We start from the raw sequence: 14,350 nt of genomic DNA on the forward strand, positions 1-14,350 counted from the left end.
GACACGAACCCCATGGCACAGCGCATCGACGTCAAGGACCTCGACGTCTACTACGGCACCTTCCACGCCGTCGCCGACGTCTCGATGATGATCGAGGCGCGCTCGGTCACGGCCCTCATCGGGCCCTCGGGCTGCGGCAAGTCGACGTTCCTGCGGACGCTGAACCGCATGCACGAGGTCATCCCCGGCGCGCGCGTGGACGGCACGGTCACGGTCGACGGGGTCGACCTGTACGACCCGGCGGTCGACCCGGTCGCCGTGCGCCGCCAGATCGGCATGGTGTTCCAGCGGCCCAACCCGTTCCCGACGATGTCGATCGCCGAGAACGTCCTCGCGGGCGTGCGGCTCAACAACCGCCGGATCTCGAAGTCCGACGCCGCCGACCTCGTGGAGACGTCGCTGCGCGGTGCGAACCTCTGGAAGGAGGTCAAGGACCGCCTCGACCGCCCCGGGTCGTCGCTCTCGGGCGGTCAGCAGCAGCGCCTCTGCATCGCCCGGGCGATCGCGGTCAAGCCGCAGATCCTGCTCATGGACGAGCCCGCCTCGGCCCTCGACCCCATCTCGACGCTCGCGATCGAGGACCTCATCGCCGAGCTCAAGAACGACTACACGATCGTGATCGTGACCCACAACATGCAGCAGGCCGCGCGCGTGAGCGATCGCACCGCGTTCTTCAACGTCGCGGGCACGGGAGAGCCGGGTCGACTCATCGAGATGGACGACACCCGCACCATGTTCTCGACCCCGTCGGTCCAGGCGACCGAGGACTACATCTCCGGCCGCTTCGGCTGAGCGGACCCGGCCCCGACGACGTGCTCACGGCGCGGGGCTCAGGGCGCGAGGCCCTCAGGGCACGAGGTCGGCGTACTCCGGGAGGGTGCCGTCCAGGACGGGGACCGGGACGGTCGTCGTCTCGCCCAGCTCGGTCTCGACCACCAGGTCGGCGACCGCGCCGGGGATCACCGGGAGGGACTCGAAGACGAGCTCGTCGCCCTCCGCGTCGCCGAGCTGCACGGTGCCCGACGGCTCGAGGTCGACCGTGACCGGCTCGCCGCCGTCGGCGAGGGACAGCGTGACGGTCGTGCCCTCGAGGCCGTCGTGCGTGACGTAGCCCAGCAGCCGGCCGGGCTCGCCCTCGTCCTCGCCGACGAGCACGAGGTTGCCCACGCGCACGTCGCCGACGGACGCGCTCACACCGTCCGACGCGTCGTACGCGCCGATGGTCGTGAGCTCGTTCGTCGCCGAGCAGCCGGTCAGCACGGCCGCGACGACGGCGCCGGCCGCGAGCGTGCGCGCGGCCCGGGGGGTCGGGCGGGTGCGCGCACCGCGGGTGCGCAGGGCGGCGGACGACGCCGGGGCGGGGGTGCTGGTGGGGCTCAGGGCCACGGGTGTCTCCTGGACGCGACGCGGGGCGGGACGGGGCCTCGGGATCAGGCTCGAGGACCGGGCGCAAGCCTACTGTCTGAGGCTCTCACCAGGACCTCAGGCCCTTGACCAGCGCAAACGGGAGCAGCGCAGGACCGGGCGCCGGGGCGCCCGTGCTAAGATGGCCCTCCGCGAAAGGGGACGTCCGCGATATGACTTTCACCGTAGGCGAGACTGTTGTCTACCCGCACCACGGAGCAGCGCTGATCGAGGAGATCAAGAAGCGCACCATCCGGGGTGAGGAGAAGATCTACCTCAAGCTCAAGGTCGCCCAGGGCGACCTGACCATCGAGGTGCCCGCGGAGAACGTCGACCTCGTCGGCGTCCGCGACGTCGTCGGGCAGGAGGGCCTCGAGAAGGTCTTCGACGTGCTCCGTGCGCCGTACACCGAGGAGCCGACCAACTGGTCGCGCCGCTACAAGGCCAACCTCGAGAAGCTCGCCTCGGGCGACGTCATCAAGGTCGCCGAGGTCGTGCGCGACCTCTCGCGTCGTGACGCCGATCGTGGCCTGTCCGCGGGCGAGAAGCGCATGCTCGCCAAGGCGCGGCAGATCCTCGTCTCGGAGCTCGCGCTCGCGGAGCACACCGAGGAGGAGAAGGCCGAGGCCATCCTCGACGAGGTCCTCGCCTCCTGACGGCTCCGCGTCCCGTGCGCGTCGCCGTCGTTCTGACGGCTGCCGGCAGCGGCAGCCGTCTCGGGCACGCCCTGCCCAAGGCGCTCGTCCCGGCGGGTGGCGTCCCGCTCGTGCGGCACGCGCTCGACCGGCTCCTGTCGTCAGGCGTCGTCGACGAGGTGGTCGTCACCGTCCCGGGCGAGCACCGGTCGGCCGTCGAGGACGCCCTCGCCGGCGCGGGCGGCGGTGCTCACCGGTCCGTCGACACGTCCGAGGAGGCGGCCGGGGACGCGCCCGCGGTACCCGTCCGCTGCGTCGTCGGCGGTGCGACCCGGCAGGCGTCCGTCGCAGCAGGGCTCGCGGCGCTGTCCCCGGACGTCGACCTCGTGCTCGTGCACGACGCGGCCCGCGCGCTGACCCCCGGTGCCGTCACCGCGCGCGTGGTCGAGGCCGTTCGGGCGGGCGCGAGCGCCGTCGTCCCGGTGGTGCCGGTCACCGACTCGGTCGTCCAGGTCGACGACGGCGTGACGCCCGTCGACCGCGCGACGCTCCGCGCCGTCCAGACGCCCCAGGGCTTCGACCGTCGCGTCCTCGACGAGGCCCATGCGGCGGCGCGGGGCCGGGCGGGCGACGAGTCGTCCGCCGCGACCGACGACGCGTCCCTGTGCGTCGCGCTGGGCGTCCCCGTCACCGTGGTCGACGGCCACCCCGACGCGTTCAAGGTCACCACGGGTCAGGACCTCGCCCTCGCCGAGCTGCTCCTCGCCGGGTCGCGCCCGGCCCGGGGCGGACGGCACCGGCTGCGGGGCGACGCCTGATGCCCGCGCTCCCGCGCACGGGCGTCGGCACCGACGTCCACGCGTTCGCGGAGCCCGGCAGCGGGCGCGAGATGTGGCTCGGCGGCCTGCACTGGCCGGGCGAGACCGGCCTCGTCGGGCACTCCGACGCCGACGTCGCCGCGCACGCCGCGTGCGACGCCCTGCTGTCCGCCGCGGGCCTCGGCGACCTCGGCTCGAACTTCGGCACCTCCGCACCCGAGTGGGCGGGGGCGTCCGGCGCTGCGCTCCTGGCGGAGACCGTGCGGCGCGTGCGGGACGCCGGATTCGTCGTCGGGAACGTCGCCGTCCAGGTGATCGGCAACCGGCCCCGGCTCGGCCCGCGCCGCGCCGAGGCCGAGGCGGCGCTCTCGGCCGCGTGCGGTGCGCCCGTGTCGCTCTCCGCGACGACGACGGACGGCCTCGGCCTGACCGGTCGCGGCGAGGGCGTGGCCGCCGTCGCGACCGCGCTCGTCGTCCCCGCCTGAGCGAACCGCCCGCGGTTCCTGCCTGAGCGACCCCGGCGGGGGTCCCGACGGAGCGACCCCCGCCGGGGTCCCGGCCCGAGGGGCGCCTCCCCGGGCGGCAGCTACGGGACCAGGACGAGCTTCCCGCGCACCGCGCCGTCCATCCCGGCCCGGTGCGCGCGCCCCGCGTCCGCGAGGTGGTACGTCGCGCCGACGTGCACCGTGATCCGGTGCGAGCCGGCGAGGTCGGCGAGGCGCCGTCGGGCCTCGGCGCGGATGTCGGTGCCCGGGTCCGCGCCGGGACCGCCGCCGAGCCGCTGGACCCCCAGGGCCGCGCCCCGGCCGAAGCCCGCGATGGTCGCCACGCGGTGCCGGTCGCGGACGAGCGCGACCGAGACGTCGAGCGCCTCGTCGGTGCCCACGGTGTCGACCGCCGCGGTCACGCCGTGCGGGGCCACCGTGCGCACGCGCTCCTCGAGCCCGGGGCCGTGCGCGACGGGCACGGCGCCCAGCTCCACGAGGTAGTCGTGGTTCGCGTGGCTCGCCGTGCCGACGACACGTGCGCCGCGCATGCGGGCGAGCTGGACGACCATCGACCCGACGCCGCCGCTGGCGCCGTGCACGAGCAGCGTGTCGCCCGCGCCGACCGACGTCGCCGTGATCGCGTGGACCGCCGTCGTCCCGGTCACCATGAGCCCGCCCGCGGGCGCCCACTCGAGCGTCGGCGGCTTGGGGACCACCGAGGACGCCTCGACCACGAGGTGGTCCGCGTACGCCCCGCGCGCGGGGTGGGCGATCACCTCGTCGCCGATCCAGACGTCCTCGACGCCCTCGCCCACGCCCACCACCACGCCCGCGGCCTCGAAGCCGAGCCGCAGCGGCAGCCGGGCCTCGTCGCGCCCCCACGCGCCGGAGTACGTCTTCCAGTCGGCCGGGTTCACCCCCGCCGCGTGGACCTCGAGGAGGACCTGCCCCGGGCCGGGCCGGGGGACCTCCTGATCGACGACTCGCAGGACCTCGGGTCCGCCGTAGGCGGTCGCCACCACGATGCGCGACATACCGCCATCCTCTCGTCGGCCGGGGACGCCGTCCAGGGCCCCGCGGACGGGGCCTCGGCGCTGCGGACGCGCGGGGGCGGTGCCCGGGGTGGTGTCGGCGGGGCCGCCCGGGGCCGGTCGACGGCGCCGGGAGCGCGCCGTGCGCTCGCCGGTACCCTTGCGCGGTGACCCTGCACCTCTTCGACACCGCTTCCCGGACCACGCGGGAGCTCGTCCCGCTGCGCCCCGGACAGGTCTCGATGTACGTGTGCGGCGCCACCGTCCAGTCCTCCCCGCACATCGGGCACATGCGCACCGCCGTCGCGTTCGACGTCCTGACCCGGTGGCTGCGACGCAGCGGGCTCGAGGTCACGCTCATCCGCAACGTCACGGACATCGACGACAAGATCCTCGCCAAGGCCGCCGAGGCGGGCGTCCCGTGGTGGGCGTGGGCCCAGCGGCACGAGCGCGAGTTCGCGGCGGCGCACGACGCGCTCGGCGTGCTGCCCCCCACCTACGAGCCGCGCGCGACGGGGCACGTCACCGAGATGGTCGAGCTCATGGAGCGCCTCGTCGAGCGGGGCCACGCGTACGTGTCGGGGCCCGGCGACGTCTGGTTCGACGTGCGCTCGTTCCCCGGGTACGGCGCGCTCACGAACCAGCGCCCCGAGGACGTCGGCGCATCGCCCGACGAGGCCGACGCGGCGGACGGGACCGGTGCGGGCGGCAAGCGGGACCCCCGGGACTTCGCGCTGTGGAAGGGCGTCAAGCCCACCGACCCGCAGGACGCCTCGTGGCCCACGCCGTTCGGCCGCGGTCGCCCGGGGTGGCACCTCGAGTGCTCCGCGATGGCGCGCCGCTACCTCGGCGCCGAGTTCGACATCCACGGCGGCGGCATCGACCTGCGGTTCCCGCACCACGAGAACGAGCAGGCGCAGTCGCGCGCCGCGGGCGACGGGTTCGCCCGGACGTGGGTGCACAGCGCCTGGGTCACGCAGGGCGGCGCGAAGATGAGCAAGTCGCTCGGCAACTCGCTCCTCGTGGGCACGCTGTTCGAGCAGGTCCGGCCCGTCGTCCTGCGCTACGCGCTCGCCTCGGTGCACTACCGGTCCATGCTCGAGTGGTCGCCCGAGACGGTGCACGACGCCGAGGCGACGTGGGACCGGCTCGCGGGCTTCGTGCGTCGCGCGCACGAGCGGGTCGGCACGCCCGCCGACGACGAGGTCGCGACCGCGGACCTGCCCGCGGCCTTCGCCGCCGCGCTCGACGACGACCTCAACGTCTCCGCTGCGCTCGCCGTCGTGCACGAGCACCTGCGCGCGGGCAACACGGCCCTCGCCGAGGGTGACCGGGACGACGCCCGGACGGCCCTCGTCGCGGTCCGGGCGATGCTCGACGTGCTCGGGCTCGACCCCGTGCGCTGGGAGAGCGGCGAGGGCGGCTCGCGGGCCGCGGCGGCGCTCGATGCGCTCGTCCGCGCCGAGCTCGACGTCAGGGCGCGAGCACGCGCCGAGAAGGACTGGACCACCGCCGACGCCGTCCGGGACCGCCTCGCGGCCGCGGGCGTCGTCGTCGAGGACGCACCGACGGGCGCCCGCTGGGCGCTCGCACCCGAGCAGGAGGACTGATGGCCGGCAACTCGCAGCGGCGCGGGGCGACCCGCAAGCCCGGCAGCAAGAAGGGCGCCACCATCGGCACGGGGGGCAAGAACCGCCGTTCCCTCGAGGGCAAGGGCCCGACCCCCAAGGCCGAGGACCGGCCGTACCACGTGGCAGCCAAGCGCAAGGCCGCCCAGGAGCGGCTCGAGGCCGCGCAGCAGCGTCGCAAGCCCGTCGCGGGCTCGGGCGGTGGCACGAGGAGCACCCCCAAGGCGGCCCGCGCACGGCGCGACGCGGGCGGGCCGGAGATCGTCTCGGGCCGCAACTCCGTGCTCGAGGCGCTGCGGGCCGGCGTCCCGAGCGAGGGGCTGTGGACGGCGCACCGCATGGAGGGCGACGAGCGGACCCGCGAGATCCTCAAGATCGCGTCCGACCGCGGGCTGCCGATCCTCGAGGTCACCAAGCCCGAGCTCGACCGCATCACCGACGGCATCGTCCACCAGGGCGTCGCGATGCAGGTGCCCGCCTACCGGTACGTCGACGTCGACCGGATCCTCGCGCGCGCCGAGCGCGCGGGTGAGCCGCCGCTCGTCGTGGCGCTCGACGGCGTGACCGACCCCCGCAACCTCGGCGCCGTGCTCCGCTCCGCGGGTGCGTTCGGCGCGCACGGCGTCGTCGTGCCCGAGCGGCGCGCCGCCGGCGTGACGGCCGCGGCCTGGAAGGTGTCCGCGGGCGCGGCCGCCCGGGTCCCCGTGGCGCGCGTGACGAACCTCGTCCGGACGCTCGAGGAGCTGCGCCGCGCCGGGTGCTTCGTCGTGGGCCTCGACGCGGGCGGGACGACCGAGATCGGCGACCTGCACGTCGCGACCGACCCCGTCGTGCTCGTCGTCGGCTCCGAGGGCAAGGGGCTCGGTCGGCTCGTGCGCGAGACGTGCGACGTCGTCGCGGGCATCCCGATCGGCTCGGCCGTCGAGTCGCTCAACGCCGGCGTGGCCGCGGGTATCAGCCTCTACGAGGTCGCGCGGCTGCGGAAGCAGCGCACCGCGTCGTCCTGACCGCCGCGCGCGGCGGCGGACCGGGGGGCGTCAGGGCCCCGTGATGCGCGGAAGGGTGCCCGTCTCGATGCCCAGGACCGCCTTCTCGTCTGGGCGCGAGCGGAGCACGTTCTCGACGTAGCTCGCGACCGCCTCGCCCATCGGGACGTCGCGGTTCTGCTCGCTCGAGATGTACCACCGGTGGTCGAGGAGCTCGTGGAACATCTGGGCGGGCTCGAGCTTGCCGCGCATGTCGCGGGGCACCGCGCGGACGGCGGGCTCGAAGACCGTCGTGAGCCAGTCGTGCGCGACGAACTCCTCGTCCTCGCCCTGGCGGTCCGTCGCGGCGCGGTAGGCGTCGAGGTCGTTGAGCAGGCGGCGGGCCTGGTTCTCCTGGACGTCCAGGCCCGTGAGCCGCATGAGGCGCCGCGAGTGGTGACCGGCGTCGACGACCTTCGGCTGGATCCGGACGGTGGTCCCGTCGACGTCGGTCGTGATGTCGAGCTCGCCGACGTCGAAGCCGAGGCGGTTGAGCTGCTCGATGCGGGCCGCGACGCGCCACCGCTCGCCGGTCTCGAACTGCTCGGCGCCCGTGAGGGTGTCCCACAGCTCGGTGTACCGCTCGACGAGCGCGCCGCCGATCGCGACGGTGTCGGTGTCGCTCTCGAGCAGCTCGCCGGCCTCGAGGTCCATGAGCTCGCCGATGATGTTCACGCGCGCGACCTCGAGGTCGTACGCGCGCTGACCGTCGGACAGACGCTCGTGCAGGTCGCCCGTCTCGGCGTCCACGAGGTAGGCGGCGAACGTCTCGGCGTCGCGACGGAAGAGGGTGTTGGACAGCGACACGTCGCCCCAGTAGAAGCCCGTGAGGTGGAGGCGGACCATGAGGACCGCGAGCGCGTCGATGAGGCGCGTGATCGTGTCGGGCTGGAGCGTCTGGCTGAACAGCGCGCGGTACGGCAGCGAGAACTGCAGGTGCTTCGTGACGAGCACCGCCTCGAGCCGCTCGCCGTCCGGGGCCCGACGTCCGGTGATGACGCCGACGGGCTCGACGCTGGGCACACCGAGGCGGTTGAGCGCGCGCAGCAGCTCGTACTCGCGGTAGGCGACCGTCTCGCCGATCTCCTTGACCGCGATGACGCGTCCGGACAGCCGGACGAAGCGCACGACGTGGCGCGAGATGCCGCGGGGGAGCGCGGCGAGCACGTCGTCGGGCCACTCCTCGAGCGGGATGTGCCACGGGAGGTCGAGCAGGGCAGGGTCCGGCGCGGCGGCGGTGATCTGGAGGGACTGCGGCACGGTGGTCCTCGCGTGGTGTCGACGGGCTGACGCCCCCAGGATGACGCAGGGGCGGGACGGCCGGAGCCGTCCCGCCCCTGTGCGGGTGTCGCGGTGGTGTCAGACGTCGATGCGCTGACCGTTCGCGGCCGAGAACACGTGGCGCTCGCCGGGGCGGATGGCGACCCAGATGGTGTCGCCCTTCATCGGGACCTGACGCGGGTCGACGCGCACGATGACCTGCGCGTCGCCGGCGCCCGAGTGGATCTCGCGCGCCGCGGCGCCCGCGCCCACGAGCTCGCCGTAGACGAACGCGTCCGAGCCGAGCTCCTCGACGAGGACGACCTTCACCGGGATCGCGCCCTCCTGCGCCTGGCTCACGACGTCGAGCGACTCGGGACGGAAGCCGATCGTGATGTGGCCCTTGTCCTCGGGGCGGATCGCCCCGACGACGCTTCGCTCGAGCGGGATGCGCGTCTGGCCGAGCTGGGCGGCGCCGTCGGCCACCTGGAACGACCCGATGTTCATCGCGGGCGAGCCGATGAAGCCGGCCACGAAGACGTTCGCGGGGCGGTCGTACATCTCGCGCGGCGTGCCGACCTGCTGCAGGAGGCCGTCCTTGAGCACCGCGATGCGGTCGCCCATGGTGAGGGCCTCGGTCTGGTCGTGCGTGACGTAGACCGTCGTGACGCCCAGGCGGCGCTGGAGCGACGCGATCTGGGTGCGCGTCTGGACGCGGAGCTTGGCGTCGAGGTTCGACAGCGGCTCGTCCATGAGGAAGACCTGCGGCTGGCGCACGATCGCGCGACCCATGGCGACGCGCTGGCGCTGACCACCGGAGAGGGCCTTCGGCTTGCGGTCGAGGTACTCGGTCAGGTCGAGGATCTTGGCAGCCTCCTCGACGCGCTTGCGGATGTCCGCCTTCGGCGTGCCCGCGATCTTGAGCGCGAAGCCCATGTTGTCGGCGACCGACATGTGCGGGTACAGCGCGTAGTTCTGGAACACCATCGCGATGTCCCGGTCCTTCGGCTGGACGTCGGTGACGTCGCGGTCGCCGATGAGGATGCGACCGGAGTTGACGTCCTCGAGGCCGGCCAGCATGCGCAGCGACGTGGACTTGCCGCAGCCCGAGGGGCCGACGAGGACGAGGAACTCGCCGTCCTCGATGTGGAGGTTGAGCGCGTCGACTGCGGGGCGCTCCGTGCCCGGGTACACCCGGCTCGCGTGGTCGTACGTGACCGTGGCCATGACAGGTCCTTCCCTTCACCGGCAGGTACGTGCCGGACGATCCGTCGTGAAGAGCGTCGGTACGGGGTCGACCGCGACCCCCACGCCGTGCTGGTCGACCGTGACCCAGCCCCCGGCGTGTGACGTGCGCCATGATGCCACAGGCGACGTGGGACCCACGACGGGCTTCTCGGGGGCCGGGACCCGGGAGGGACCCGGCAGGGACCCGGCTGGGTCCGTGCGCCCCGCCCGTCGTCCCGCGACGACGCCGTGACCCGACCCCCGGACGCGCCCGACGACTGCCGTGCGACCTGCGGGCGCTCAGGGCTGCGCGGCCGCCTCCTGGGCCTCGAGCTGCGCCGCGCGGGCCTCGCGCTCGCTCGCCTCGGCCTCGCAGTCGTCGGCGAAGCGCGCGACGTCGTCGCCCACGCGCCTCAGGTCCGCCACGACCGTGTCGAGCTCCTCGGCGTACCGGTCCGCGTACGGGCCCCGCCAGAGCTCGGGGGACGGGAGCGGGTACTCGCGGCGGATGCGCCGGACCTGGTCGTCCAGGCCGTGGCCCTGGGTGCGCAGGGTCCGGGCGGTGAGCCGCAGCCGGTGGGCCTGCTCGCGCAGCGTCGCTGGGTCGCTCATGGTCGGTGATGCTAGGGCTCGCGCGACCGCAGGCGGTCGGCGAGGGACATGAGCAGGTCGGCGACGGCGTCCGGGTCGGCCACCCGGAAGCGCGCCTTGGTCGAGCCGGGTCCCACGCGCACGGTGAGGTCGTCCGGGCGCAGGGTCGCGAACGCGCGCTCGTCGGTCACGTCGTCGCCCGCGTACAGCAGCGTGTCGACGTCGAGCTCGCGCCGCAGGTCCGCGAGGGCGTCGCCCTTCGTGACGTGCAGGACCGAGAGCTCGACGACGTCCTTCCCCTGCATCGCGTCGACGCCCTCGCGGCGGCCGAGGTCCAGCGCGACGTCGGTGAGCCGGGCGGCGTCGTCGCTCGTCGCCGTGCGCGTGTGCAGGACGACGGACGCGGGCTTGTGCTCGACGCGCGCCGAGGTGCCCTCGACCGCCGCGTCGAGCGCGTCGCCGATGCGCGAGCGGAGCGCTGAGCGCGCGGGGTCGAGCGTGAGCTCCTCACGTCGCAGCGCGCCGCCCTCGAGCGCACCGCGCTCGGCGCCGTGGCTGCCGACGAGCCGGGTGCCCTCGGGGGCCCCGGCCTTGTCCGCGAGGTCTGCCACCGCGCGCCCCGACACGAGCGCGAGGTGCAGCCCGGGGACGCCCGCGAGCGTGGCGAGCGCGTCGACCGCAGCCGGCAGCGGGCGGCTCGCGTCGGGGTCGTCGACGAGCGGCGCGAGCACGCCGTCGAAGTCGAGCGCGAGCAGCGCGGAGCCGCCGCCGTGCACGCGGTCGACCAGTGCGGTGAGCGCGTCCGCGAGGCCGTCCTGCGGCGTGGGCATGACGGCGCCGGGCGACTGGCCCGGGCGCAGCGCGAGCGCGTCGAGGAACGTGCGCGACCACTTGGTCACGTCGTCCTCGAGCACGCGCCGACGCAGCTTGCGCATGCGGCGCCGCATCTCGCGCGGCTCCATCGTGACGGCGCGCTCGATCGCGTCCTTGAGGCCGTCGATGTCGTGGGGGTTCACCAGCAGCGAGCCTGCGAGCTCGTCCGCGGCGCCCGCGAACTCGCTGAGGACGAGCACCCCGCGGTCGTCGGTGCACGCCGCGACGAACTCCTTCGCGACGAGGTTCATGCCGTCACGCAGCGCGGTGACGAGCATGACGTCGGCCGCGAGGTACAGCGCGGCCATCTCCTCGGGCGGGTAGGAGTGGTGCATGTAGTAGATCGCCGCCGAGCCGATCTGGCCGTGCTCGCCGTTGATGCGGCCGACGAGGGTCTCGACCTCGTCGCGCAGCTGCTGGTAGGCCTCGACGTTCTCGCGGCTGGGGCTCGCGACCTGGACGAGCGCGGCCTCCGGGACGGCGAGCCGGCCCTCCTCGAGCAGCTCGCCGAACGCCTTGATCCGGTGCCGGATGCCCTTGGTGTAGTCGAGGCGGTCGACGCCCAGCAGCAGGACGCTCGGGTCGCCGAGGTCGCGGCGGATCTCGCGGGCGCGGGCGCGGACGGCCTCGGTGCGGGCCATCGCGTCGAAGCGGGCGGAGTCGATCGAGATCGGGAACGCCGCGGCGCGCACGGTGCGGGCCGCGGTCTCCTCGGTGCCAGGGACGGTGATGACCTGGCCCTTGGTCGACAGGTCCGTGAGCCGCCGCACGACGCGGACGAAGTTCGACGCGTCGCCCGCGCGCTGGAACCCGATGAGGTCGGCGCCGAGCAGCCCCTCGACCACCTGCCGGCGCCACGGGAGCTGCGCGAAGATCTCCAGCGGCGGGAACGGGATGTGGTGGAAGTAGCCGATCCGCAGGTCAGGTCGCAGGTCGCGCAGCAGCGCCGGGACGAGCTGCAGCTGGTAGTCCTGGACCCAGACGGTCGCGCCCTCGGCGGCCTGGTCGGCCGCGGCCTCGGCGAAGCGGCGGTTGACGCGGCGGTACGCGTCCCACCAGCGGCGGTGGAACTCGGGCGGGCTGATCACGTCGTGGTACAGCGGCCAGAGGGTGTCGTTCGAGAAGCCCTCGTAGTAGTCGCGCACCTCGTCGGCGCTGAGCGCGACCGGGACGAGGCGCATGCCGTCGCCGTCGAACGCGTCGGCCTCGACGTCGGGCGACCCGGCCCAGCCGACCCACGCGCCGTCGGCGGCCTGCATGACCGGCTCGAGCGCGCTCACCAGCCCGCCGGGCGACCTCCTCCAGCTCGTGCTGCCGTCGTCCTCGACCGTCAGGTCGACCGGCAGCCGGTTCGCCACGACGACCAGCCCGTACCGTCCACTCACGCCATCAGCTCCTCGATGTCCGTCCCGAGGGTAACGACAGCGGCGTCCGCTCTCCTGCCGAGGGCGCGGCGCCCCGGGCCGGACGTGCGTCGCCGCTAGCGTGACCGCATGGAGCGGATCGGCGTCGCGCCCGGGACCGAGGTGGGTGGGTACCGCGTGCTGTCCCCGCTCGGTCGAGGCGGCATGGGTGCGGTCTACCGCGCGGTCGACGGCGACGGCGTCGCGGTCGCGCTCAAGCTGCTGCACCCGCACCTGGCGGCGGACCCGTCTGCGCGAGAGCGGCTCCGGCGCGAGGTCGCGCACCTCCAGCGGATCCGCCACGGGAACGTCGCGCGCGTGCTGGACGCCGAGATCGAGGCGGACGAGGCCTTCGTCGTGACCGAGCTCGTCGACGGCGAGGACCTCGCGACGCGGGTCCGGGAGCGCGGGCCGCTGCCGCCCGCGGCGGTCGTCGACCTCGGTGAGCGCCTGCGCGACGCCCTCGAGGTCGTGCACGCCGCCGGGGTCCTGCACCGCGACCTCACGCCCGGCAACGTGCTCATGAGCCCGCGGGGTCCGGTCCTCATCGACTTCGGGATCGCGCAGGCGGCGGACGACGCGCGCGTCACGTCGACGGGCATGGTGGTCGGGACCCCGGGCTACCTGTCACCCGAGCTGCTCGAGGGGGCCGAGGCGGGCCCCGAGGCGGACTGGTGGGGCTGGGCCGCCGTCCTCGCGTTCGCGGCGACGGGGCGGCCGCCGTTCGGCGCGGCGCCCGTGCAGGCCGTCGTCGCGCGCGTGCGGTCCGGCGAGGTCGACCTCGCGGGCCTCGACCCGCGCACGGCGGCGGTCCTCCGGTCCGCGCTGACGGTCGAACCGGCGCGCCGCGCCGACCCCGGCCAGGTCCTCGCCCGGCTGCGCGAGGCGCCCGACGAGGCGACCGCGGTGCTGACCGCCGACGGTTCGACGGCGGTCCTTCCCGCCGCGCCGGTCGCGGACCACCCCGCCGACGACGCCGCCCGGACCGCGCTCGTGACGGCGGCGGACCCGTGGGCCCCCGGGTCGACGCGCGTGCTCCCGTGGCACGGCGACACGGGGTCGGGCGGTGGGGACGACCGGGTCGCGGGCGGGGTCGGCGCGTACGGCGACGGGGACGGTCCCCACGGTGGCCCGGACGACGCCGGGGCGTACGACGACGCGGACGCCGACGGGTACGACGACGACGCGTACGACGGTGAGCGGTACGACGACGCGGACGACGACGAGGCGTACGACGAGGCGGACGACGCCGTCGGCCCGGACGGGACCGGGTCGGCCGAGGAGGACTGGTCGGCGCCACGGCCGCGTCGTCGTGCGGGCAGCGTGCTCGCGCTCGGTGCCGTCCTCGTCGCGCTCGGTGCGGCCCGTCCGGCCCTCGCGCTGCTCGTCGCGGTCGCCGTCGCGGTCGTGGCGCGCACGGTCGCCGTCGCGCGCGAGGCGCACCACGCGCGTCGTCGTCGGCGCGGCGTCCGGCGCGGCGACGCGGCACGCACCGCGGTCGCGGCGCCCTGGCACCTCGTGCGCGGGCTCGTCGGGGTCGTGCCCTCGGCCCTCGTCGCGCTCAGCACGGTCGTCGTCGTGGGCGGCGTCACGTGGTGGCTGCTGGGCACGGGACGCGTCGTCGTGCAGCCGCCCGGCCCGGGTGAGGCGGGGGGTGCCCTCGCGGCGCAGGCCGCCTGGGTCACGCCCGCGCTGCTCGCGGGCGTCGTCACGGTGGGCCTCCTGGTGCTCTGGTTCGGGCCGACGGCGCGCACCACGCGCACGGGTGCGCGCGTGGTGCTCGCCGCGGTCGCGCCCGGCGTGGCCGGCGCGGTGAGCGTCGTGCTGCTCGCGCTCGCGGTCGCGGTTGTCGTCGTCCTGACCGTCTCGGGCGGGCCCGTCGACTGGTGGCCGCTCGGGGGGCCGCCCGACCTGCGCTGACCCACGCCGGAAGCCGAACCGGCACCGCCCGGGCCGTGCTCCCGGAA

At 75.0% G+C, this 14,350-nt stretch carries 13 protein-coding genes; 7 read left to right on the forward strand and 6 right to left on the reverse strand.

The window, feature by feature from the left end; all coding sequences use genetic code 11:
- The first annotated feature begins 12 nt into the window (after positions 1-12).
- Positions 13-792, forward strand: coding sequence for a phosphate ABC transporter ATP-binding protein PstB (pstB, locus tag IEV86_RS08980; protein ID WP_043605444.1), 780 nt, complete (start codon positions 13-15; stop codon positions 790-792).
- A gap of 54 nt (positions 793-846) precedes the next feature.
- Here pstB and IEV86_RS08985 read toward each other — a convergent pair whose 3' ends face one another.
- Positions 847-1,386, reverse strand: a complete 540-nt coding sequence (locus IEV86_RS08985) for a hypothetical protein (RefSeq protein WP_052426124.1) — start codon at positions 1,384-1,386, stop codon at positions 847-849.
- Between the two features lie 191 nt (positions 1,387-1,577).
- Between IEV86_RS08985 and IEV86_RS08990 the strand changes: the two genes are divergently transcribed.
- Genes IEV86_RS08990 through ispF form a run of 3 tightly spaced genes read left to right on the forward strand, consistent with a single transcriptional unit; the run spans position 1,578 to position 3,342 of the window.
- Positions 1,578-2,060 carry a CarD family transcriptional regulator gene (locus IEV86_RS08990; RefSeq protein ID WP_043605441.1) on the forward strand — a complete coding sequence of 161 codons (483 nt, stop codon included), beginning with the start codon at positions 1,578-1,580 and terminating at the stop codon, positions 2,058-2,060.
- A gap of 14 nt (positions 2,061-2,074) precedes the next feature.
- Entirely contained in the window at positions 2,075-2,857 is a 783-nt protein-coding gene (ispD, locus tag IEV86_RS08995; protein WP_043605438.1) for a 2-C-methyl-D-erythritol 4-phosphate cytidylyltransferase, read from the forward strand.
- Positions 2,857-3,342 carry a 2-C-methyl-D-erythritol 2,4-cyclodiphosphate synthase gene (gene ispF / locus IEV86_RS09000; protein WP_043605435.1) on the forward strand — a complete coding sequence of 162 codons (486 nt, stop codon included), beginning with the start codon at positions 2,857-2,859 and terminating at the stop codon, positions 3,340-3,342. Before ispD ends, ispF begins: the two co-directional genes overlap by 1 nt.
- A 101-nt stretch (positions 3,343-3,443) precedes the next feature.
- On the opposite strand, the gene IEV86_RS09005 is transcribed toward ispF, so the two are convergent.
- The gene (locus IEV86_RS09005) at positions 3,444-4,379 is read right to left on the reverse strand and encodes an NADP-dependent oxidoreductase (RefSeq protein ID WP_152605614.1); all 936 of its coding nucleotides are present in this window, start codon (positions 4,377-4,379) and stop codon (positions 3,444-3,446) included.
- Positions 4,380-4,543: 164 nt separating this feature from the next.
- Between IEV86_RS09005 and cysS the strand changes: the two genes are divergently transcribed.
- Positions 4,544-5,986 (forward strand): cysteine--tRNA ligase, encoded by a 1,443-nt coding sequence (gene cysS, locus IEV86_RS09010; protein ID WP_043605432.1) that lies wholly within the window; start codon positions 4,544-4,546, stop codon positions 5,984-5,986.
- Positions 5,986-7,011 (forward strand): 23S rRNA (guanosine(2251)-2'-O)-methyltransferase RlmB, encoded by a 1,026-nt coding sequence (gene rlmB, locus IEV86_RS09015; protein WP_043605429.1) that lies wholly within the window; start codon positions 5,986-5,988, stop codon positions 7,009-7,011. The genes cysS and rlmB overlap by 1 nt, the downstream gene beginning before the upstream one ends.
- Positions 7,012-7,041: 30 nt before the next feature.
- Here rlmB and IEV86_RS09020 read toward each other — a convergent pair whose 3' ends face one another.
- From IEV86_RS09020 to IEV86_RS09035, 4 genes are all read right to left on the reverse strand, one after another.
- Positions 7,042-8,289, reverse strand: coding sequence for a DUF4032 domain-containing protein (locus IEV86_RS09020; RefSeq protein WP_043605426.1), 1,248 nt, complete (start codon positions 8,287-8,289; stop codon positions 7,042-7,044).
- Positions 8,290-8,388: 99 nt separating this feature from the next.
- A complete protein-coding gene (locus tag IEV86_RS09025; protein WP_043605423.1) occupies positions 8,389-9,516 on the reverse strand; it encodes an ABC transporter ATP-binding protein in 1,128 nt (375 codons plus the stop codon).
- 300 nt (positions 9,517-9,816) lie between these two features.
- Positions 9,817-10,128, reverse strand: coding sequence for a hypothetical protein (locus tag IEV86_RS09030; protein ID WP_043605420.1), 312 nt, complete (start codon positions 10,126-10,128; stop codon positions 9,817-9,819).
- 11 nt (positions 10,129-10,139) lie between these two features.
- Positions 10,140-12,365: a bifunctional alpha,alpha-trehalose-phosphate synthase (UDP-forming)/trehalose-phosphatase gene (locus tag IEV86_RS09035; RefSeq protein ID WP_043605416.1), complete on the reverse strand. Its 2,226-nt coding sequence runs from the start codon at positions 12,363-12,365 to the stop codon at positions 10,140-10,142.
- Between the two features lie 108 nt (positions 12,366-12,473).
- Here IEV86_RS09035 and IEV86_RS09040 point away from each other — a divergent pair, with 108 nt between their 5' ends.
- Positions 12,474-14,303: a serine/threonine-protein kinase gene (locus IEV86_RS09040; protein WP_188484632.1), complete on the forward strand. Its 1,830-nt coding sequence runs from the start codon at positions 12,474-12,476 to the stop codon at positions 14,301-14,303.
- The last annotated feature ends 47 nt before the right edge of the window (positions 14,304-14,350 follow it).

The organism is Cellulomonas carbonis (assembly GCF_014636275.1).
Lineage (GTDB): Bacteria > Actinomycetota > Actinomycetes > Actinomycetales > Cellulomonadaceae > Actinotalea > Actinotalea carbonis.